A 21,597-nucleotide genomic window follows, 5' to 3' on the forward strand; every position below is an offset into this window, starting at 1 on the left:
ACAGGGGTACAAAGGCGCTTCGCGCACTCGGTAACCTTGTGGGGAGGGCGCCCCGGTCTGCCCTGCCCCGCTCCGCCCGTCCCCGTGTACCAGGAAGGTGTCCACCACCGTGGAAACCGTAAGCGCCGCCGCCCGGACCGCCCCGGCCGCAGTGATCGTCGCCATCGACGGCCCCTCCGGCACCGGCAAGTCGAGCACCTCCAAGGCCGTCGCCGCCCAGCTCGGCCTGAGCTACCTGGACACCGGCGCGCAGTACCGGGCGATCACGTGGTGGATGCTGAACAACGGCATCGACGTGCAGAACCCGGCCGAGATCGCCACGGCCGCCGCCAAGCCGGTCATCGTCTCCGGCACGGACCCGTCCGCCCCGACGATCACCGTGGACGGCGAGGACGCCTCGGGCCCCATCCGCACCCAGGAGGTCACCTCCAAGGTCAGCGCCGTCAGCGCCGTGCCCGAGGTGCGCGCCCTGATCACCGAGCTGCAGCGCTCGATCGCCAAGGAGGCCGAGCGCGGCATCGTCGTCGAGGGCCGTGACATCGGCACCACCGTGCTGCCCGACGCCGACATCAAGATCTTCCTGACCGCCTCCCCGGAGGCCCGCGCCGCGCGCCGCAGCGGTGAGGTCAAGGGCTCCGACCTGGCCGCCACCCGGGAGGCGCTCATCAAGCGGGACGCCGCCGACTCCGGGCGCAAGACCTCGCCGCTGGCCAAGGCCGGTGACGCCGTCGAGGTGGACACCACCGACCTGACCCTCGGGCAGGTCATCGAGTGCGTCGTCACCCTCGTCGGGGAGAAGCAGGCCGCGAAGTGACCGAAGCCACCACCGCGCCGACGCTGCGCGGAGCGGCCGTCGGGCGCGGGATCGGCATCGGGCTCATGTACGGGCTGTTCAGGCCCCGTGTGCTCGGAGCGTGGCGCGTCCCCGCCACGGGACCCGTCATACTCGCGGTGAACCACGCGCACAATCTCGACGGACCGATGCTGATGGGCACCGCGCCCCGGCCCGTCCACTTCCTGATCAAGAAGGAGGCGTTCGTCGGCCCCCTCGACCCGTTCCTCCGCGGAATCGGGCAGCTGAAGGTGGACCGTACGACCGTCGACCGCAACGCCATCACGCGGGCACTCGGCGTGCTGGACGACGGCGGGGTCCTCGGGATCTTCCCCGAGGGCACCAGGGGCGAGGGCGACTTCGCCTCCCTGCGTGCGGGGCTCGCGTACTTCGCGGTGCGCGGCGGGGCGCCGATCGTCCCCGTCGCGGTCCTGGGAAGCACGGAGCGCCGCGGACGGTTGATATCAGCGCTGCCTCCGTTGCGCAGCAGGGTCGACGTCGTCTTCGGCGACGCCTTCCAGGCAGGTGACGGCAGCGGCCGGCGTACGAGGAAGGCGCTGGACGAGGCGACTCTCCGGATCCAGGGAGAGCTGACCGCGCACCTGGAGAACGCCAGGCGCCTCACCGGGCGCTCGGTCAAGACGTGAGTAGTGGGCCGCGCGATCGCGGCCCATCGATGATGATGCAAAGAGGAACGGACTTCATGAACGACCAGATTCACTCCGGCGGCTCGGACCACGAGCACGGAGCACTTGGCGATGCCGAGTACGCGGAGTTCATGGAGCTCGCCGCGCAGGAGGGGTTCGACCCCGAGGAGGTCGAGGGGGCGATCGGTGCGGCCGGTCACGGACCGCTTCCCGTGCTCGCCGTCGTCGGCCGCCCGAATGTCGGCAAGTCGACCCTGGTGAACCGGATCATCGGCCGTCGCGAGGCCGTCGTCCAGGACAAGCCCGGCGTGACCCGTGACCGCGTCAGCTACGAGGCCGAGTGGGCCGGGCGGCGCTTCAAGGTCGTCGACACGGGTGGCTGGGAGCAGGACGTCCTCGGTCTCGACGCCTCCGTCGCCGCCCAGGCCGAGTACGCGATCTCGACGGCCGACGCGGTCGTCTTCGTCGTCGACGCGACGGTCGGCGCGACCGACACCGACGAGGCCGTCGTCAGGCTGCTGCGCAAGGCCAAGAAGCCCGTCGTGCTCTGCGCCAACAAGGTCGACGGACAGAGCGGCGAGGCCGACGCCACCGCGCTCTGGTCGCTCGGCCTCGGCGAGCCGCACCCGGTCTCGTCCCTGCACGGCCGCGGCACCGGAGACATGCTGGACGCCGTCCTGGAGGCGCTGCCCGAGGCCCCGGCCCAGACCTTCGGCACCGCGCTCGGCGGCCCCCGCCGCATCGCGCTCATCGGCCGCCCGAACGTCGGCAAGTCCTCGCTGCTGAACAAGGTCGCCAACGAGGACCGCGTCGTCGTCAACGAGCTCGCCGGCACCACCCGCGACCCGGTCGACGAGCTGATCGAGCTCGGCGGCATCACCTGGAAGTTCATCGACACGGCCGGCATCCGCCGCAAGGTCCACCTCCAGGAGGGCGCGGACTACTACGCCTCGCTGCGTACCGCGGCCGCCGTGGAGAAGGCCGAGGTCGCCGTCATCCTGATCGACTCGAGCGAGTCCATCAGCGTCCAGGACCAGCGGATCGTCACCATGGCCGTGGAAGCGGGCCGTGCGATCGTGATCGCCTTCAACAAGTGGGACACCCTCGACGAGGAGCGTCGCTACTACCTGGAGCGCGAGATCGAGACGGAGCTCGCGCAGGTCGCCTGGGCCCCGCGCGTCAACGTCTCGGCCGTCACCGGCCGGCACATGGAGAAGCTCGTCCCGGCGATCGAGACCGCGATCGAGGGCTGGGAGACCCGGATTCCCACCGGCAGGCTCAACGCCTTCCTCGGTGAGATCGTCGCCTCCCACCCGCACCCGGTGCGCGGCGGCAAGCAGCCCCGCATCCTCTTCGGCACCCAGGCGGGCACGAAGCCGCCGCGGTTCGTCCTCTTCTCGTCCGGCTTCCTGGAGCACGGCTACCGCCGCTTCGTCGAGCGCCGGCTGCGCGAGGAGTTCGGCTTCGAGGGCACGCCGTTGCACATCTCGGTGCGGGTGCGTGAGAAGCGCGGCCGCAAGAAGTGAGCTGAGGAGCATGGCGAAGCCCCCTGGACCCCGTACGGGCCCCAGGGGGCTTCGCCATGCTCCTCAGGCGTCCGTCGACCCCGGCGGCAGCGCCGCGGGCCGGGCACGCCCGGCATGCCGTCCCACCCGCTGCCAGGAACCGGGGTTGCCACCGCCGCCCGCGCTGTGGCTTCCCTGGGCGTTCGCCGCCGTACGGCCGCTCAGCGGTGCACGGCTGCCGAACGTCCCGATGCCGAACGTTCTGAAGCCGAGATTCTCCTCACCGGTGCGGTCCCCGGGAAGCGCCCGGAACGATCGCCTGTACTCGGAGTACAGGGCGTCGTAGATCGGGGTGGGGGACTTACCGCCCGAGGGGTCCTGCGACGGGCGCATGGCCGGAATCGGGGTCTGCTGCTGGCGAGGAGGGTCGTATGAGTGCACGTAGGTGCCAACGACCTCACCGCCCGTCGGATGCGGGCCTGACGGAGAAAACGCTGTTCGGCGGGCAGAGGAGGGCGGCACGGTCAGGTCCCGGCGAGCGGCATCGTCGCGGCGACCAGGAGGCCGTTGACCGCGGCCTTGTCCAGCGCGTCACGGAGCAGGTCCTCGCGCGGCTGCTGGCCGATGGAACCGGCTGGAGCGGCGAACACCAGGACGCTCTGCGCCTTGTTGGCGGCCGTCCGCCAGCCCTCGGTGACCTGGAGCGGCTGGTGAGCCTGCCACCAGGCGACCGGGCTGCCGCCGCCGGCGCCGGGCTGCAGCACCGCGTGCAGCTGGCCCATGGCGAGGAGGACGGACCAGCCGGCGAGGACACCGGGCAGCCGGTTGAGGTGGGGCGTGGGCTGGAAGCCCTGCTCCAGCAGGAGCTGGAGGAACTGGTCGCCGCCGCTGCCGTCCGTGCCGGGCCGGGCGATCGGCCCGGTCGGTTCGACGACCAGGGCCGGGCGGAGGTCGTCCTCGATCAGGACGAGACCGCTGGTGATGCCGAGGACGGCCTGTTCGGGCATGAGGCCCTCCGGATTCTGTGGCTCACTGCCGGTGATGGACCGCACGGCGCCCTGGAGCTGGTCCTCCGCGACCTGGACGACCTGCGAGGGGATGCAGGTCGCGTGGGCGAAGGCGAGCACGGCGGTCTCGTCGCCCACGAACAGCACCGTGCTGGTGCGCTCCTGGTCGGAGTCGCCGGGGGTGCGGCATGAGGTGCAGTCGTAACTGCCTGGGGCACTGTCGCCGACGAGCAGCCGGTCGGCTTCGGCATCGCCGATCTCGGCGCGTACGTCCTCGCTGACGTCGAGCATGCGCGGCACGGGTGGCTCCTCGAACTCGGTGCGTGGGCCGGGCGGTTCCCGGCTCATGGAAGACAACGGAAGACCCGGGGCCGGGGTCACGCGCGAATCGGGAGATTAAGAGACCGGTCAAGTGCCGACGCCGGCAGGCCGATGAACCGGAAGACCGCGCGGACGAACCGGAGCCCAACCTTCCGTGTAAAGGCCCCTGATGCACGCGCCTTCGTTCGAAACGTCACGGCTCTGTGCGACTCCTGTGCGAATGCTGTGGCGTGACCTGACGCCACGTAGGGTCCGATGCAGACCAGTCGAACAGGGGAAACGACTACGTAATGCACATTTCATTTCTGCTCCACAACGCGTACGGCATCGGGGGAACGATCCGTACCACCTTCACGCTCGCCAGGACCCTGGCGGAACAGCACGACGTCGAGATCGTCTCCGTCTTCCGGCACCGCGACGACCCGAAGCTCGGCGCACCCGAGGGTGTGCGGATGAGTCACCTCGTCGACCTGCGCAAGTCGAGTCCGGGGTACGACGGGGAGTCCGAGGAGCACGCCAGGCCCGCGTCGGTCTTCCCGCGCGGCGACACCAGGCACCGGCAGTACAGCCGACTCACCGACAGCCGCATCGCGGCTCATCTGGGAGCCCTGGAGGCCGATGTCGTCGTCGGCACGCGCCCCGGACTCAACGTCCACATCAGCCGGCAGGCACGGCGCGGCCCGGTGCGGGTCGGCCAGGAGCACCTCACCCTCGAGAGCCACGGCTACCGCCTCCGCCGGGAGATAAGCCACCGGTACCAGCAGCTCGACGCGGTCACCACCGTCACCGAGGCCGACGCCCGGGACTACCGCACCGGTCTGCGGCTGCCGGGTGTGCGGATCGAGGCCATCCCGAACAGCGTGCCCGAGCCCGCCGGCCCGCCCGCGGACTGCGACGCCAAGTCGATCGTGGCGGCGGGCCGGCTGCACCGGGTCAAGCGCTACGACGTACTGATCCGGGCCTTCGCCGAGGTCGCGGCGGTGCGCCCGGAGTGGCGGCTGCGGATCTACGGCGCCGGGGACGCGTCCGGCAACGAGCAGAAGCCCCTGCGCGGTCTCGTCGACGAGCTCGGACTCCGGGAGCGGGTCTTCCTCATGGGCTCGGCCGACCCCATGGAGAAGGAGTGGCCCAAGAGCTCCATCGCCGCCGTCACCTCCGAGCGGGAGTCGTTCGGCATGACGATCGTGGAGGCGATGCGGTGCGGAGTGCCCGTCGTGGCGACGGACTGCCCCCACGGGCCGGCCGAGATCATCGACGACGGCACGGACGGGCGGCTCGTTCCGCCGGGGGACACCCACGCGTTCGCCAAGGCCCTGCTCGGCCTGATCGACGACGACGCCCTGCGGCACCGCATGGGCCGTGCCGCACGGGCCTCGGCCGCGCGGTTCGACCCCGCGCCGATCGCCGAGCGGCACGAGAGACTCTTCGCCGAGCTGGCCGCACGGGGCGGCGTGACACGGTCCCAGGGTGTCCTGCGCAGCGCCTACCACCGGTCCAGGGGCGGCGTTCTGGACGGGGCGTACGCGCTGCGTTACAAGGCCGCGGGGGTGATCCGCAGGGGGGCCTGAGCCGGGGCACCCGGGAGGCCGGGCGGGAAAGGTAAGGAATGCATAAGGGGGAGTGAATTCGAGGTGGCGTGCCCGTATATTCTTCTTTCCGGGGTCTCCGAAAAGAAGATCACGTGCGGTACTCCCTCCCCCTTCAATTCCCGCCCGGCGGCTCTCGCGGGTGCATTTACCGGATGCCTCGTAATTCATCCCGGGTGGGGCCGGACTGCCGTTCGGGTGAAGTCGCCCCGGGTAAACGCGCGTGGGGATCCTGTGACACAAGCGTGACCGCCGGGGCACACGGAGATGCATCGGGACCCGTGGCCGCCACCGCTTCCGCCACGGCGCGGGGCGGCCTACGGTGAGAGGTATGGCATCTGTACCGACCCCTCCCGCCCAGCCGGACGACACCCCCGAGACGTACGTGGGCCTCGACGCGGAGGCCGCCGAACGGCAGGCCAGAGCGCGTGGCTGGAGCACGGTCCGGGCTCTCGCGCCGGGCACCGTCATCACCATGGAGTTCCGCGGCGGACGCATCAACTTCGAGGTGGACGCCTCGACCGTGACCCGCTGCTGGGTCGGCTGAACCCGGACCCGACGAGCGAAGGCCCCGACCGGAGTCGGGGCCTTCGCCGTGCGTGAGGGCGGTGACGCGTACGTCCCCGCAGGTCAGGAGGGCGGTGCGGTCAGGGGGCGACCGGCCCGCCGGCGACCGGGCGGGACGGGCCCGCGCTGCTCCTCGGCGAGCGGTCCGCGTGGGGCGGGCGGCGCGAGCCGGCCGAGGCCTGCGGCGTCCGTTCCGGGCGCACGGGGTGTGCCGGATGCGCCCGGGCCCTGGCGGCGGCTCCCGGGTGACCCGCGCCGGCGGTGCCCGGTGCCCCCGGCGCCGCCGCCCTGCTCGCGGCCCCCTGCGCCCCTTCGGCGGCCGCCCCGCCGCCCAGCGCCTGCGGCAGCAGAACCGGCTCCGGTGCCACGGGAGACGGCGGCACGGGCTTCCGGAGGCGCCTGCGGCGGTTCCGCCACTGCTCGCGCACCGAGAGGATCAGGACCTCGGCACGCGTGATCAGCGGCTCGAACCACGGCAGGGCGAGCAGGATCAGCAGGCCGGCGGCCCAGCCCAGCAGGACATCGCTGAGCCAGTGGGTGCCGATGTAGACCGTGGTGAGCCCCACGCCCAGCGAGACGAAGGCCGACAGGGCCGAGAGGTAGCGCCTGGCCCGCGGCGTGGTGGCCAGGTAGGCAAGGATTCCCCAGGTCACGACGGCGTTCGCGGTATGGCCCGAAGGAAATATATCGCCGCCGGCGAAGAGCTCCGCCGAGCCGATCTGGGTGGCGTAGTGCGGGCCGAGCCGCCCCAGGCCGAGCTTGACCGCGCCCACCGACAGATTGAGCAGCAGCAGGGACGCGCCCAGCGTGAGCAGCGGGCGCAGCGTGTGCTGGCGCCAGGAGCGCCAGCCGAGCCAGGCGGCGACCATCACGGCCGTGGGGCCACGCTGGCCGAGCACGACGTAGTAGTCGAGGAAGGCGTGGAGCTCCGGCCACTGCTGGTAGGGCCGGAACAGCATGACCTTCCAGTCGAGGGCCACCAGCCAGGACGAGACCAGCACGGCGACGACGATGGCGAGATAGAACGCCAAAGTCCCGCCGAAGAGAGCGATGCGGTGACGGCTCATCCGCGGGGTCTCTATCTTCGGCGGTTCCGGCTCCCGGTCCAGACGGGCAAAGATGTCGGTACGCACACAATGGACGTTACAGCGAGTGAGTGTGGGATCCGGCCGATCCCGCGTCTTTGTGATGACGATGTGATGTGGACTTTGTCTCAGACAGGTATCTATTCCGGGTGCCCCGGGGAATGGGTTTCGACCCGCCGCCTATTAGTTCCGCGCGCTATTCGTAGAAATGTTTGGGTGTCGATGGAATGGCGCAGCGTGACCACGCCGGGGAGTCGCCGTGTCATTCGGAGGGGGCCGTCGGCCGACGCGCCGACGCGCCGCCGGGGGACCGGCGTGGCGGGCCGGGCGCTCCCCCGACGTGAGAGGCGGAGTGGCGTACGCCACACCCGGTGGCCGGTGAACGTATGAGCTGCACCACGCGTCACCACCTGGAACTCGCGTACGCTGACGGCTCACTCGCCCGTCGATGCCGGGCCCGGGGGGACGCCGTGAGCCGGCCCCAGCAGGTCTGCCGAGCGCGAGGGACTCATTGTGGGAGGTACGTACATGACTGGGACGTCCACGGCCGTGAGCAGGCTGCGCGCGGCAGCCGACGGTGCCAACCGCTGGGTCGTCCTGGTCGTCCTCTGCCTCAGTCTCCTGCTCGTCGCGCTCGACGCGACCGTGCTCCACGTCGCCGTCCCCGCCGTCACCGAGGACCTGCGGCCCAGCGCCGTCGGCCTGCTGTGGATCGTGGACGCCTACCCGCTGGTCTGCGCCTCGCTGCTGATCCTCTTCGGCACGCTCGGCGACCGGATCGGCAGACGGCGTGTCCTCCTCTTCGGTTACGCGCTCTTCGGCGTCGCCTCCGCGCTCGCCGCGACGGCCGGCTCGCCCGGTGTGCTGATCGCCGCGCGCGCCCTGCTCGGCGTGGGCGGCGCGATGATCATGCCGGCCACGCTCTCGATACTCCGCCAGGTCTTTCCCGACCGCCGCGAGCGCGCCCTGGCCATCGGTGTGTGGACCGCGGTCGCCGCCGTCGGAGCGGCGACCGGGCCGGTCATCGGCGGCTTCCTCGTCGAGCACTACTGGTGGGGCTCCGTCTTCCTGATCAACATCCCGCTCATGATGGTGATCCTCCCGGTCGGCCGCTGGCTGCTGCCCGAGTCCCGCGGCGTGGACGACGGCCCGTGGGACGTGCTGGGCGCGCTGACGGCGGCGGCGGGGGTGCTCGGAGTGGTCCTCGGGATCAAGCGGATCGGCGGCGGCGAAGGGCTGCTGAACCCCGCCACCCTGGTCCCGCTGTTCGCCGGTGCCGCACTGGTCGTCCTCTTCGTACGCAGGCAGAAGCGGCGTACGCATCCGCTGATCGACATCGCGATGTTCTCCCGGCCCGCCTTCACCACCGCGGTCGGCTGCATCGTGCTCGCCATGCTGGCCCTGGTCGGTCTGGAGCTGATCGCGGTCCAGTACCTCCAGCTGGTGCTGGACCTGAGCCCGCTGGAGACCGGTCTGCGGCTGCTGCCGCTGACCTTCGCCGCGATGGCGGCCGGCGCCACGGGTTCGTACACCCTGAGCCGCGTCGGTCCCCGCCGGATGGTCGGCTGGGGCTTCGTGCTCACCGCGGCCTCGGTGCTCCTGCTGACCCTGATGGGCCAGCACGACCGGCCCGTGCTGCTGACCGCCGGTTTCGTGCTGCTGGGCTTCGGGCTGCAGTCCACGCTGTTCGGGGCGTACGAGTCGATGCTGAGCGAGGTCCCCGCCGAGCGGGCGGGCGGCGCGGCCGCGATCGGCGAGACCTCCTACCAGCTGGGTGCCGGCATGGGCATCGCCCTGCTCGGCAGCGTCATGAACGCCGCCTACGCGCCCGGGCTCTCCCGGCTCCACGAGGAGGGCGTCCCGGCCGCCGCGGGATCGGCGGCCTCGCACTCGCTGGGTGAGGCCTACCAGGTGGCCGGCCGGCTGGGCGGCCCCATGGGTGACCTCCTGCGGAACACGGCCCGGCACGCCTTCGTCGACGGACTCCACATCACCCTGCTGGTCAGCGCGGGACTCCTGCTGCTCGGTGCGCTCGCGGCGCTGCGTCTCCCGCGCGTCATGGACTGTCCGCCGGTGAAGGGGGCCTGCCGGGAACGGGAGGCCGCCCTCCCGGAGCAGTCCGCGGGGCCCGGAACGGCCGGGTCGGCGCCGCGTGGCGAGCACCGCCCGCTCGCGGCGTCCGACGCCCCGGCGCGCCGGGTCCCCCTTCCCTCCCGGCGTGAACCGGCCGAGGCCACGGGCTCTGGACGATCAGCCCGCTGAGCCGTAACGTCGGCACGGCGCCGTAACTACCACTGCTAGTTTTAGTACCGTGGCGCGTTTCTGTACCGTGCGAGCCGCCGGAGGCACTCATGTCCACCACCGAGTCCGCGAAGCCGTCCGCGCCGTCTGCGCCGTCGAAGGACCGGCCGTTCGATCCGGGTGACCCGCTCGGCATCGACGACCTCCTCGACCCCGAGGACCTCGCGATCCGCGACACCGTGCGCACCTGGGCCGCCGACCGGGTCCTCCCGCACATCGCCGAGTGGTACGAGAACGGCGAGCTCCCCGGCATCCGCGAGCTGGCCCGCGAGCTGGGCTCGCTCGGCGCGCTGGGCATGTCCCTGCAGGGATACGGCTGCGCCGGGGCGAGCGCCGTCCAGTACGGCCTGGCCTGTCTGGAGCTGGAGGCCGCCGACTCCGGCATCCGCTCCCTGGTCTCCGTCCAGGGCTCGCTCGCCATGTACGCGATCCACCGCTTCGGCTCCGAGGAGCAGAAGCAGCGGTGGCTGCCCGGCATGGCGGCCGGCGAGACGATCGGGTGCTTCGGCCTCACCGAACCGGACCACGGGTCCGACCCCGCGGGGATGCGGACGTACGCGAAGCGGGACGGCGAGGACTGGATCCTCACCGGCCGCAAGATGTGGATCACCAACGGGTCGGTCGCCGGGGTCGCCGTCGTATGGGCGCAGACCGATCAGGCGGGCGGCGGCTCCGGGATCCGCGGCTTCGTCGTGCCGACGGACAGCCCCGGCTTCTCCGCACCCGAGATCAGGCACAAGTGGTCGCTGCGCGCCTCGGTCACCAGCGAGCTGGTGCTGGACGGCGTGCGGCTGCCCGCCGACGCGGTCCTGCCCGGAGCCACCGGGCTGCGCGGCCCGCTCAGCTGTCTCAGCCACGCCCGCTACGGAATCGTCTGGGGAGCCATGGGCGCCGCGCGCGCCAGCTTCGAGGCGGCGCTCGACTACGCGAAGTCCCGTGAGCAGTTCGGCAGGCCCATCGGCGGATTCCAGCTCACCCAGGCCAAGCTCGCGGACATGGCCCTGGAGCTCCACAAGGGCATCCTGCTCGCCCACCACCTGGGCCGCCGGATGGACGCCGGCCGGATCCGCCCCGAGCAGATCAGCTTCGGGAAGCTCAACAACGTGCGGGAGGCGATCGAGATCTGCCGTACCTCGCGCACGATCCTCGGTGCCAACGGGATCTCGCTCGAATACCCCGTGATGCGGCACGCGACGAACCTGGAGTCGGTGCTCACCTACGAGGGCACCGTGGAGATGCACCAGCTGGTGCTGGGCAAGGCGCTCACCGGCCTGGACGCTTTCCGGTAGGACTCTCCGGCGAGCGCCCCGCTCAGCTCTGGTTGAAGAAGCCGTCGGCGGGCCGGCCGGCGGCTTCGCCGTTGACCACCTGGGTGTGGGCGGGGGACAGCAGGAAGACCCGGGTCGCCACGCGGTCGATCGAACCGTGCAGGCCGAAGATCAGTCCCGCGGCGAAGTCCACGACGCGCTTGGCGTCGCCGGGGTCCATCGCGGTCAGGTTGACGATCACCGGCACACCGTCGCGGAAGAGCTCGCCGATGGCGCGTGCGTCCCGGAAGCTGTCCGGGGTGACGGTGGCGATCCGGCGGCCCTTGTCCTCGGCCTTCTCGGAGGCGACCCGCACGCGCGGGTCGGTCACCCATGGCTGATGCGTGCCGGTCTCAGCATCCTCGGAGTACTCGTCGTCGTAGTACCGCTCGTCGTTGTCCTCCACGAGGCCCAGCCAGGCGCTCGCCTTGCGCACCGATCCCATGGACGCCTCCTCTCACCGTGGTTCGTTGGTTCCGTATCTCTTTCCTATCCCCATGGTCGTCCATGATGCGGATACAGCGCCAAGGGGATAGACGCCGCGCAGGCGATTCGTGACGCTACTGGTGCAGAAGATGTGGCGATTCGTCAGGGTTCGTACCGCATAGGGGGGCTTGCGGAAGGAAAATATGATGCACCCGACCGTACGGGTGAGATGGGGGGCGTACGGGTGAACGGACGGCTCGATACGATGCACCCCGCGCAGGCGCATGAGCGCGGCTCGTCAGGTGAACGGCTCCCGGGGGATCGTCGTGTTCGGAATCGTGAGGCCTTGTACCCATCGGCTGTCCGAGGGGCTCAAGACCGAGTGGATGGCTCATCTCTGCGGGCTCTGTCTCGCCCTTCGCGCGGACCACGGGCAGTTCGCCCGGGTCGTCACGAACTATGACGGCCTGATCGTCTCGGTCCTGACGGAGGCTCAGTCCGAGCGCTCCGCCGGACAGCGGCGCACCGCGGGCCCCTGCCCCCTGCGCTCCATGCGGACGGCTCCGGTCGCCCGCGGGGAGGGGGCCAGGCTCGCCGCCGCCGTGTCGCTCGTGCTGGCGTCGGCGAAGGTGCGCGACCATGTGGCCGACCGCGACGGGCTGTTGAAGCGGCGCCCGGTGGCGGCCGCCGCACGCCGGGTCGCGGCGGGCTGGGACAGGGCCGGTGCGCGCACCGGGGCCGAGCTCGGCTTCGACACCGCGGTCCTGGTCGACGCGGTCGACCGGCAGATCGGCATCGAGTCCCTCGCCGGTCCCGGCACCCCGCTGCTGACCGTCACCGAGCCCACCGAGACCGCGACGGCCGCGGCTTTCGCGCACACCGCCGTACTCGCCGGCAAGCCGCAGAACGCGGAGCCGCTCGCCGAGGCGGGGCGGCTCTTCGGGCGGCTCGCCCATCTGCTGGATGCCGTCGAGGACCGCGAAGCTGACGCCGCGTCGGGTGCCTGGAACCCGCTCACCGCGACCGGCACACCGCTCACCGAGGCCCGCCGCCTCTGCGACGACGCGCTCCACGGCGTGCGCCTGGCGATGCGGGACGCGGAATTCACCCACGGCACGCTGGCGCACGTGCTCCTGGTGCACGAGCTGCGGCGCTCCGTGGACCGGGCCTTCGGGCCCGGGGCGTGCTCGCACCAGGCCGGCGGGCAGCCCTCGGGCGCCTACGGCCCGCCGCCCGGCAACCCGTACGCACCGACCCCGGGGGGTCCGTCCGGTCCTCCCGGCCCGCCGCTCCCGCCCGAGCCGCCCCGCAACCGGCGCGGCCTCATAGCCGGCTGCCTGGTCTGGGCGGGGCTCGCCTGCACCTGCCAGCTGTGCTGTGCCGGCAGCTTCAACGACCCGTGGAGCGGCCAGGAGCGCGAAGGGCTCTGCCACAAGGCGGACTGTGACGAATGGTGTGAGGGCTGCTGCGAGGGCTGCAACTGCTGCGGAAACTGCTGCAGCTGCTGCGAGGGCTGCAACTGCGGGTGCGACTGCTGACGGGCGGTCACCCGTCCGCACCCGGCGGAGTCACCTGATCTCGGGCGGCGAGATCCGCGACGTCCGGATCGCCGATCCGGTGGTGCCCCACTTCTTCAGGATGCGGTCGTAGGTCCCGTCGGCCTTGAGCCCGTTGACCGCTGCCTGGAAGGCCGGTGCCAGCGGGGTGCCCTTCTTGAAGGCGAAGCCGACGTCGAGCCGTTTGAACTCGTTGAGGAAACGCAGCCCGTCCAGCTGGGTCACGCCGTAGCGCAGCCCGTTGATCGTGCTCATCACGACATCGCTGCGGCCCTGCTGGAGCGAGATCCAGACCGCGGAGGAATCGGAGTACGTCCTGACCTCGTACGGCTTCTCCCCCGCGTCGGCGCACAGGTGCTTGTTCTCCTCCAGGGTCGCCTCGAAGGTCGTGCCCGCGCCGGTGCCGACGGTCAGGCCGCAGAGCCGCGTGAGGTCGGTGACCTTCTTCAGACCGCTGTCGTCACGGACGGCGAAGCCCTGACCGTCGTTGATGTACGTGACGAAGTCGATCGTCCTCCGGCGCTCGTCCGTCACTCCGAAGTTGCCGGTGCCCACGTCGTACTTGCCGCTGCCGAGCGCCGGCAGGATCGCCTCGAAGGAGGCGGCCTCCCGCTTCAGCTTCAGCCCCAGCGCCTTGGCCACCGCGTCCGCGAAGTCGATGTCGGCCCCCGCGAGCGTCTTCCCGTCCTCCAGGTAGAAGGCGCCGGGAGGGGCTCCCACGGCGGTCGCGACGGAGAGCGTGCCCGCGGCGCGCACCTTCCCCGGCAGCAGCTTCGCCGCGTCCTCGTTCTTCTTCACCGACGAGACCACGTCGGCCGTCGGGATCCTGCCCTTGGCCGCCGATCCCGCGCCGGCCGGAGAGGTGGCGGGGCCGCCCGACCCGCAGGCGCTGAGTGCGAGAGCGGCCACGGTGATCAGTGCGAAGGCAGCGGTCTGCCTGGTTCGGGACATGACGGAGTTTCTCCGGATTCGTCGACCCCGCTCCGGGGCCAGGGCAGCACGGAGCGTCGGGGCGGGAGATCAGCTGTACGAGGGGAGGGCCGAGCCACGTCGTGTACGCGAAGGAACGCGGGGGGATCCGCTCCAGCGCCGGCAAGGGCGCGAGCGGGAGAAAAGGAGACGCAGGGGGTCAGCTCAACAGGAACAGGACCACACGCGACCGAAGTCGATGTGGGAGCGGGTGACCAGCCACTGCTGCGCGTACATGGCCCAAGTGGAACAGGCATCCGGTGACGCGTCAACTGAACTGAGACGTACGGCTCACACTGTGGACAAGCTTGACAACGGCACCGGGTGGCGCTTTTCTCGGAGGCGGACCGGCGCTGAGGGGCCCGGTCCACGTTGTGTTCCGCGCTGAAGGCACGCCCCGTGTTCGATCTCTGCATCCACGGAGCCTTCGCATGTCCGCGCAGACAGAAACCCCCACCCCGTCACTCACCTTCCCGCCGGACGAGCGCGCCGGGAAGGACACCCCTCGCATCGTCCCCGTACGCCGAACCGGCCGGTGGGCGGCGGCTGTTGCCGTCCTGCTCCTCCTCGGTGCGGCCCTGGTCTCGGTCGTCCGCAACGACGCCTTCCAGTGGGACGTCGTGGGCGCGTACCTCACGACCGGCTCCGTGCTGCGCGGACTCGGTCTCACCCTGTGGCTCACCGGCCTGGTCATGGTGCTCGGCTTCGCCCTCGGCACCCTGCTCGCCGTCTTCAGGCTCTCCGACAACCCCGTCCTCCAGGCGGTGAGCTGGGGCTACATCTGGCTGTTCAGGTCGACACCGATCCTCGTCCAGCTGCTCTTCTGGTTCAACATCGGCGCCCTCTACCCGCAGATCCTCGGCGTCGACACGGTCAACCTGCTCAGCCCCGTCGCCGTGGCCGTCATCGGCCTCACGCTCCACGAGGCCGCGTACGCCGCCGAGGTGGTGCGCGGCGGCATCCTGTCCGTCGAGCGCGGACAGCTGGAGGCGGCCCAGGCGCTCGGTCTCAGGCCCTGGCGCCGGTTCCGGCGGATCGTGCTGCCGCAGGCCATGCGCTCGATCGTGCCGCCCGCAGGGAACATGCTGATCGGGACGTTGAAGGGCACCTCGATCGTCAGCATCATCGCCGTGCAGGACCTGCTCTACTCGGTGCAGCTCGTCTACCACCGCACCTACGAGGTCATCCCGCTGCTGCTGGTCGCCACCCTCTGGTACGCGGTGATCACCTCACTGCTCTCCATCGGGCAGTACTACGTCGAACGCCACTACGCACGCGGCACGGCGGGTGCCCGGTGAGCGACACCCCGACGCTCGTCGTCATAGGCGGCGGACCGCGTGGCACCGGCGTCATCGAACGCATAGCCGCCAACGCCGCCGAGCTGTACGGCGACCGGCCCCTGGACATCCACCTCGTCGATCCCTACCCGCCGGGCGGCGGCCGGATCTGGCGGCAGGACCAGTCCCCGCTGCTCTGGATGAACTCCATGGCCGAGGACGTCACCATGTTCACCGACGACACCGTCCAGCTGGACGGCCCGGTGAGCCCCGGCCCCGCCCTGCACACCTGGGCCGCGGACGTCCGCGAGGGGCGGACCGTGATCTCCGCCGACCCCGGGGTCCTGGAGGAGATCCGCGGTCTCGGCGGCCAGGGCTTCCCCAGCCGGCGGCTGCAGAGCGCCTATCTGCGCTGGGTGTACGGACAGGCCGTCGCCGCGCTCCCGCCCGGAGTCCGGCTCCACGAACACACCGGCCGGGCCCTGCGCGTCTCCGGGCCCCGCGACGGCCGGCAGCGCGTCCGGATCGAGGGGCGCGCCGAGCCGCTCGTCGCCGACCTCGTCGTCCTCGCCGTCGGCCACCTCGACGCCGAACCGGACGCGGAACAGCGGGGGCTGGCCGCCTTCGCCGCCCGTCACGGACTGGTCCACCTGCCGCCCGACTTCACCGCCGACACCGACCTGTCCGCCGTGCCGGCGGGCGAGGCCGTCCTCGTACGCGGCTTCGGCCTCGCCTTCATCGACCTGATGGTGCTGCTCACCGAAGGGCGCGGCGGACGGTACGAGGACGGGGTCTACGTCCCCTCCGGCGGGGAGCCCGTCCTGTACGTCGGGTCACGGCGGGGCGTCCCGTACCACTCCAAGATCGGCTACGCCTGGGACGGCGAACGGCCGCCCCTGCCCCGCCACTTCGGCGGCGCCCAGGTGGAGGAGGTCCTGAGCGGGCCCGGCCCCGTGGACTACCGGCGTGACCTGTGGCCGCTGATCACCAAGGAGCTGGGCCACGCCCACTACCACCGGCTCTTCACGGCCCATCCCGAGCGCACCACCGTGGACCTGGGTGACTTCGAGGAGAAGTACGCCGTCGCCGGACCCGGCAGCCCCGAGCTCGCCGCGCTCGTCGCCTCGGCCGTCCCCGACCCGGCCGACCGGCTCGACCTCGACGCCCTCGACCGTCCGCTCGACGGGGTGCGCCATGCCACGTACGACTCACTGCAGGACGGGCTGCGCGCCTACATCGCCGCCGATCTCGAACGCCGCCACGACCCGGCGCACAGTTCCGACCTCGCCGTGTTCCTCGGACTGCTCTCCGTGTACGGGCAGTTGGCCGGAGCCGGCGACATCGGCGAGCGGTGGCACGGCTTCTTCAGCTACCTCGCCTCCGGGCCCCCCGGGCCACGGCTGCGCCAGCTCCTCGCCCTCTCGAAGGCCGGGGTCGTCCGCTTCCTCGGCGCCGGCATGACCGTCGAGACCGACGAGGAACAGGGCGTCTTCCGTGCCCGCAGCGCCACCGTGCCCGGCGCGTACACCGAGGCCCGCGCCCTCGTCGAGGCCCGGTTGCCCGACCCCTCGCTGCGCAGGACCCGCAGCCCGCTGCTGAGCGCGCTGTACGAGGACGGGGCGGCCGGCACCGACACGGGACTGCTCTCCGTGGACCCCGCCGACAACCGCATCCTGGAGCTCGACGGCAGCCCGCACCCGCGCCGCTTCGCCCTCGGCCCCTGCACCACCGCGCGTGGCGGCGGCGCCTTCACCCGGCCGCGCACCGGCGGCCCGGCCTTCCGGCAGAACGACGCCACCGCCCGCGCGGCCCTCGCGTTCCTGCGCGACCTCTCCTGTCGGGACCGCCTGGGTGTCTGAGCACGGCAACCGTCCGCCGCGCCCGGATTCCACTCCAGCATCACGCCGAACGTCACTACGCCGAAGGGGCCGTGCGATGAGCACACCCAGGGACCGAGCAACCGGTCCCGACGTCATGGTCGAGATCCGGTCCGTGCACAAGAGCTTCGGACCGGTCCAGGTGCTCCGCGGCATCGACCTGTCCGTACGCGCGGGAGAGGTGACCGTCGTCCTCGGCCCCTCCGGGTCGGGGAAATCCACCCTGCTGCGCACCATCAACCACCTGGAGAAGGCCGACCGGGGCTGGGTCGTTGTCGACGGCACCCTGGTCGGCTACCGGAGGTCCGGCAGCAAGCTGTACGAGCTGCGGGAGCGCGAGGTCCTGCGCCAACGCACCCTGATCGGCTTCGTGTTCCAGAACTTCAACCTCTTCCCGCACCTCACCGTCCTCGAGAACATCATCGAGGCCCCCGTCGCCGCCCTCGGCCGCCCCCGTGCGGAGGCCGTCGCCGCGGCGGAGAAGCTGCTGGCCCGAGTGGGGCTCGCCGACAGGGCCGGGGCCTATCCCCGGCAGCTCTCCGGCGGCCAGCAGCAGCGCGTCGCGATCGCCAGGGCCCTCGCCCCGGAACCGAAACTGCTCCTGTTCGACGAGCCGACCTCGGCTCTCGACCCCGAACTCGTCGGGGAGGTCCTCGACGTCATCAAGGACCTGGCCCACGGGGGCACGACGATGATCGTCGTCACGCACGAGATCGGCTTCGCCCGCGAGGTCGCCGACACCGTCGTCTTCATGGACGAGGGACGGATCGTCGAACAGGGGCCGCCCGCCGATGTACTCGACCGCCCGGTCCAGGAGCGCACCCGCGCCTTCCTCTCCAAGGTCCTCTGAGCCGGCCCCGCATCTCCCCCCGACCGAGAATCGACCCGAGAGGTCCTTCATGCCCGCCACCAGGCCACTCCACCTCGCCGCCGAGATCGGAGGCCCCCCGCGCTACGCCGCGGGTTCCCACGTCACGCTCGCGCGCCTCGCCGAAGGGGGAGCGCTCGACTACGTCACCCTGAGCGACTCCTTCGGCCGCCCGGGCCCCGACGCGCTCGCCGTACTGGCCCGCGTCGCCCCGGCCACCACGCGGATCGGTCTCGTACCGACCGTCACCACCACCCACACCGAGCCCTTCCACGTCTCGTCCGCCGTCGCCACCCTCGACTGGGTCAGCAAGGGCCGGGCCGGGTGGCAGGCCGACGTGTCGACGACCGAGGCCGAGGCCCGGCTGTTCGGCCGGCGGTCCGCCGCACCCGCCGGCGCCCTGTGGCAGGAGGCGGGGGAGGTCGCCGACGTCGGGGCCCGGCTGTGGGACAGCTGGGAGGACGACGCGGAGATCCGGGACGTCGCCACCGGCCGCTTCATCGACCGCGACAAGCTGCACCACGTCGACTTCGAGGGCAGCACCTTCTCCGTCCGGGGCCCGGCCATCGTGCCCCGGCCGCCGCAGGGCCGGCCCGTCACCGTCATCGACGGCACGAGCGGCCCCGCCCGGGAGACCGCCGCGCGGTACGCCGACGTCGTCCACGTACGGGCGACCTCGCCCGAGCAGGCGGCCGCGCTCCGGGACGACCTGCGCCGGAGTGCCGCGGCCCACGGCCGGGACCCCGACGCCCTGCGGATCCTGGTCGCCCTCACCGTCGATCTCGGGGACGCCGAGAAGGCACCCGAACCCGGACTGGAGAGCGGTCCGCAGCTCGCCGGGCGGGGGACCTACTTCCGGGGCGGCCCGGTCGACCTCGCCGAACTCATCATCCGGTGGCACCGGGGCGGAGCCGTGGACGGCTTCCACCTCACCCCCATCACACCGGAGCGCGACCTGGAGAGGATCGTCAACGGGACGGTGGCCCTGCTCCAGCACCGCAGCCTGTTCCGCACCTTCTACCCGGGCGGCACACTCCGCGAGCACCTCGGCCTCGGCCGGCCCGCCAACCGTCACACACTCGCGAGGACCTCAGGGGGCCGTTCATGAAGCAGATGCATCTCGCCGCCCATTTCCCGGGCGTCAACAGCACCACCGTGTGGACCGACCCGCGCTCCCGGAGCCAGATCGACTTCTCCTCGTTCGAGCACCTGGCGAGGACGGCGGAGCGCGGGAAGTTCGACTTCTTCTTCCTGGCGGAAGGGCTGCGGCTGCGCGAGCACAACGGCCGCATCCACGACCTGGACGTGGTCGGCCGCCCCGAGTCCCTCACCGTCCTGAACGCCCTGGCGGCCGTCACCGAACGCCTGGGGCTCGCCGCCACGGTCAACGCCACCTTCAACGAGCCGTACGAACTCGCCCGGCGCCTCGCCACGCTCGACCACCTCAGTGACGGGCGCGCCGCGTGGAACGTGGTGACCTCGTCCGACGCCTTCACCGGCGAGAACTTCCGCCGCGGCGGCTACCTCGACCGGGCCGACCGGTACACACGGGCAGCCGAATTCGTCTCCACCGCACGGCAGTTGTGGGACTCCTGGACACCGGAGGGCGACTCGCGGCCGTTCGCGCACTCGGGGCAGCACTTCGACATCTCCGGGGAGTTCACCGTCCCGCGCTCCCCGCAGGGACACCCGGTCGTCATCCAGGCCGGGGACTCCGACGAGGGCCGGGAGTTCGCCGCGTCCGCCGCCGACGTCATCTTCACCCGGCACGGCACCCTGGAGGCCGGCCGGCGGTTCTACGCCGACGTCAAGGCGCGGCTCGCGAAATACGGCAGACAGCCCGGTGACCTGAAGATCATGCCCGGGGTCACCGTCGTCCTCGGCGACACCGACGCGGAGGCCCAGCAGAACGCCGCCGAGATCCGCCACCAGCAGGTGTCGCCGCAGAACGCGATCCTCGCCCTCGAACAGATCTGGGGCCGCGACCTCTCCTCGTACGACCCCGACGGGCCCCTCCCCGACATCGACCCCGACCCCGGCTCGGACCTGGTCCAGGGCAGGGTCCGGGTCGCGGACCCGCTGGCCGAGGCCGCGCGATGGCGGGAGCTCTCCGAGGCGAAGGGGCTGTCCATCCGCCGGACGGCCATCGAGGCCACGGCCCGGCAGTCCTTCATCGGTTCCCCCGCGACGGTCGCCGCCGAACTGGAGAAGTTCGTCGCCACCGACGCGGCCGACGGCTTCATCCTCGTACCGCACCTCACCCCGGGCGGCCTCGACGGCTTCGTCGACCGGGTCGTCCCGCTCCTCCAGGAGCGCGGGGCCTTCCGCACCGAATACACCGGCTCCACGCTGAGGTCGCACCTCGGCCTGGCCCGGCCCGTATGGAAAAGTTGACCGCATGAGCACGGACGCACAGCAGGACAGCGAGGAGTTCCACGCCTGGCAGCGCTGGCACGAGCGGCGCATCGTCGCCGTGGCCGCGCCGCACGGCCCGCTCTCCCTCACCGGCACCCACTGGCTCGCCGACCACCCCGAGGGTCGAATTCCGGCCGTGCCCGGTCAGTGGCGCGAGGAAGGCGGCGAGGTGGTGCTCACCGCCACCCCCGAGGACGGGCTGACCGTCGACACGAAGCCGCTGTCCGGCGCGGTCCGCCTCGGCGCCGACCGCGGACCCATCGACACCTCCCGGGTGGCACAGGGCGAGCGCCGCCTGGTCGTGCTGAGCCGCGAAGGCCTGTGGGCCGTACGGGACTTCGATCCCCGGTCCCCGGCCAGGCACGCCTTCCGGACCATCGACGCCACCCCGTACGACCCGAAGTGGTCGCTGGTCGGCACCTTCAGGCCGTACGACTCCGACCGGACCGTCCGCGTCGAGAACGCCGACGGGCGCCGGCGGGGGCTGGGGCTCGCGGGCGAGATCGCCTTCACCCTGGACGGCGCCGAGCACACCCTCCAGGTGGCGGTCGAGCCCGACGGTTCGCTCTGGGCCGTCTTCGCCGACACCACCAGCGGGGACGGCAGCTACCGCTTCCGCTTCCTTAGGCCTCCGGCGCCCGACGCGGAAGGTCGGGTGCACGTCGACTTCAACCGCGCCCTGCTGCCGCCGTGCGCCTTCGCCGACCACTTCATCTGCCCCTTCCCGCCGCCGGGCAACACCCTCACGGTGGCGGTCCCCGCGGGGGAGCGGAACCGTATCGACGGCTGAACCGTCCCACCCCGGGCACGAGGCGAAGACGGCCCCGTCAGCCCCGGGGGCCCCGGCGGCCCCAGGGGTGCCGGGGCCCGCCACGCCGTGCCCACCCGCGTCCGAAAAGGCGCCCTTGCGCGGCCTTCTGACGCCCCCTGATACTCCCGAGCAGCGCCCGTCAGGAGTGCGACACATCCGGAATTCGAACGCTTTTCGGAATGCTGTCGCGCTTCATGACCGCGCCTCACGGGCCCGGCCACCCCACAGGCGGGCCCCCGA

Annotated in this window: 19 protein-coding genes; 14 read left to right on the forward strand and 5 right to left on the reverse strand. The window is 71.7% G+C overall.

What is annotated here, in order from left to right:
- The first annotated feature begins 97 nt into the window (after positions 1-97).
- The 3 genes from cmk to der are packed head-to-tail and all read left to right on the forward strand — an operon-like array spanning position 98 to position 3,005.
- Positions 98-814 (forward strand): (d)CMP kinase, encoded by a 717-nt coding sequence (gene cmk / locus ACIP63_RS36020; protein ID WP_356716239.1) that lies wholly within the window; start codon positions 98-100, stop codon positions 812-814.
- Positions 811-1,479, forward strand: a complete 669-nt coding sequence (locus ACIP63_RS36025; RefSeq protein WP_401524629.1) for a lysophospholipid acyltransferase family protein — start codon at positions 811-813, stop codon at positions 1,477-1,479. Before cmk ends, ACIP63_RS36025 begins: the two co-directional genes overlap by 4 nt.
- 56 nt (positions 1,480-1,535) lie before the next feature.
- Entirely contained in the window at positions 1,536-3,005 is a 1,470-nt protein-coding gene (gene der / locus ACIP63_RS36030; protein WP_401524632.1) for a ribosome biogenesis GTPase Der, read from the forward strand.
- Positions 3,006-3,068: 63 nt separating this feature from the next.
- Here the strand turns inward: der and ACIP63_RS36035 are convergent, their stop codons facing one another.
- Together ACIP63_RS36035 and ACIP63_RS36040 are read right to left on the reverse strand one after the other, a co-directional pair.
- Positions 3,069-3,377 carry a hypothetical protein gene (locus ACIP63_RS36035; RefSeq protein ID WP_362931909.1) on the reverse strand — a complete coding sequence of 103 codons (309 nt, stop codon included), beginning with the start codon at positions 3,375-3,377 and terminating at the stop codon, positions 3,069-3,071.
- 131 nt (positions 3,378-3,508) lie between these two features.
- Positions 3,509-4,291 (reverse strand): hypothetical protein, encoded by a 783-nt coding sequence (locus tag ACIP63_RS36040; RefSeq protein ID WP_362931936.1) that lies wholly within the window; start codon positions 4,289-4,291, stop codon positions 3,509-3,511.
- A gap of 311 nt (positions 4,292-4,602) precedes the next feature.
- Between ACIP63_RS36040 and ACIP63_RS36045 the strand changes: the two genes are divergently transcribed.
- On the forward strand, positions 4,603-5,880 hold the full coding sequence (locus ACIP63_RS36045; protein WP_401524635.1) for a glycosyltransferase family 4 protein: 1,278 nt from the start codon (positions 4,603-4,605) through the stop codon (positions 5,878-5,880).
- A gap of 349 nt (positions 5,881-6,229) precedes the next feature.
- A complete protein-coding gene (locus ACIP63_RS36050; RefSeq protein WP_356716230.1) occupies positions 6,230-6,445 on the forward strand; it encodes an I78 family peptidase inhibitor in 216 nt (71 codons plus the stop codon).
- 100 nt (positions 6,446-6,545) lie between these two features.
- Here the strand turns inward: ACIP63_RS36050 and ACIP63_RS36055 are convergent, their stop codons facing one another.
- Positions 6,546-7,598, reverse strand: coding sequence for a phosphatase PAP2 family protein (locus ACIP63_RS36055; protein WP_401524638.1), 1,053 nt, complete (start codon positions 7,596-7,598; stop codon positions 6,546-6,548).
- Positions 7,599-8,078: 480 nt separating this feature from the next.
- Between ACIP63_RS36055 and ACIP63_RS36060 the strand changes: the two genes are divergently transcribed.
- Positions 8,079-9,812 carry an MFS transporter gene (locus ACIP63_RS36060; protein ID WP_401524641.1) on the forward strand — a complete coding sequence of 578 codons (1,734 nt, stop codon included), beginning with the start codon at positions 8,079-8,081 and terminating at the stop codon, positions 9,810-9,812.
- Positions 9,813-9,901: 89 nt separating this feature from the next.
- A complete protein-coding gene (locus tag ACIP63_RS36065) occupies positions 9,902-11,140 on the forward strand; it encodes an acyl-CoA dehydrogenase family protein (protein ID WP_401524644.1) in 1,239 nt (412 codons plus the stop codon).
- 22 nt (positions 11,141-11,162) lie between these two features.
- Here the strand turns inward: ACIP63_RS36065 and ACIP63_RS36070 are convergent, their stop codons facing one another.
- A complete protein-coding gene (locus tag ACIP63_RS36070) occupies positions 11,163-11,603 on the reverse strand; it encodes a cell division protein SepF (RefSeq protein WP_356716222.1) in 441 nt (146 codons plus the stop codon).
- Positions 11,604-11,910: 307 nt separating this feature from the next.
- Here ACIP63_RS36070 and ACIP63_RS36075 point away from each other — a divergent pair, with 307 nt between their 5' ends.
- A complete protein-coding gene (locus ACIP63_RS36075) occupies positions 11,911-13,122 on the forward strand; it encodes a DUF5685 family protein (RefSeq protein WP_401524809.1) in 1,212 nt (403 codons plus the stop codon).
- Between the two features lie 30 nt (positions 13,123-13,152).
- Here the strand turns inward: ACIP63_RS36075 and ACIP63_RS36080 are convergent, their stop codons facing one another.
- On the reverse strand, positions 13,153-14,091 hold the full coding sequence (locus ACIP63_RS36080) for an ABC transporter substrate-binding protein (RefSeq protein WP_401524647.1): 939 nt from the start codon (positions 14,089-14,091) through the stop codon (positions 13,153-13,155).
- Positions 14,092-14,540: 449 nt separating this feature from the next.
- On the opposite strand from ACIP63_RS36080, the gene ACIP63_RS36085 reads away from it, so the two are divergent.
- The 6 genes from ACIP63_RS36085 to ACIP63_RS36110 all read left to right on the forward strand — a co-directional run bounded on the left by ACIP63_RS36085 (position 14,541) and on the right by ACIP63_RS36110 (position 21,336).
- A complete protein-coding gene (locus tag ACIP63_RS36085) occupies positions 14,541-15,407 on the forward strand; it encodes an amino acid ABC transporter permease (RefSeq protein WP_401524649.1) in 867 nt (288 codons plus the stop codon).
- Positions 15,404-17,245: an FAD/NAD(P)-binding protein gene (locus tag ACIP63_RS36090; protein ID WP_401524652.1), complete on the forward strand. Its 1,842-nt coding sequence runs from the start codon at positions 15,404-15,406 to the stop codon at positions 17,243-17,245. Before ACIP63_RS36085 ends, ACIP63_RS36090 begins: the two co-directional genes overlap by 4 nt.
- 115 nt (positions 17,246-17,360) lie before the next feature.
- A complete protein-coding gene (locus ACIP63_RS36095; protein WP_401524812.1) occupies positions 17,361-18,113 on the forward strand; it encodes an amino acid ABC transporter ATP-binding protein in 753 nt (250 codons plus the stop codon).
- A 49-nt stretch (positions 18,114-18,162) separates the two neighbouring features.
- Positions 18,163-19,239 (forward strand): LLM class flavin-dependent oxidoreductase, encoded by a 1,077-nt coding sequence (locus tag ACIP63_RS36100; RefSeq protein WP_401524655.1) that lies wholly within the window; start codon positions 18,163-18,165, stop codon positions 19,237-19,239.
- The gene (locus ACIP63_RS36105) at positions 19,236-20,525 is read left to right on the forward strand and encodes an NtaA/DmoA family FMN-dependent monooxygenase (protein WP_401524658.1); all 1,290 of its coding nucleotides are present in this window, start codon (positions 19,236-19,238) and stop codon (positions 20,523-20,525) included. The genes ACIP63_RS36100 and ACIP63_RS36105 overlap by 4 nt, the downstream gene beginning before the upstream one ends.
- 4 nt (positions 20,526-20,529) lie before the next feature.
- Entirely contained in the window at positions 20,530-21,336 is an 807-nt protein-coding gene (locus ACIP63_RS36110) for a DUF1684 domain-containing protein (protein WP_401524661.1), read from the forward strand.
- Positions 21,337-21,597 lie beyond the last annotated feature (261 nt).

This window comes from Streptomyces sp. NPDC088746 (assembly GCF_044751065.1).
Taxonomy (GTDB): Bacteria; Actinomycetota; Actinomycetes; order Streptomycetales; family Streptomycetaceae; genus Streptomyces.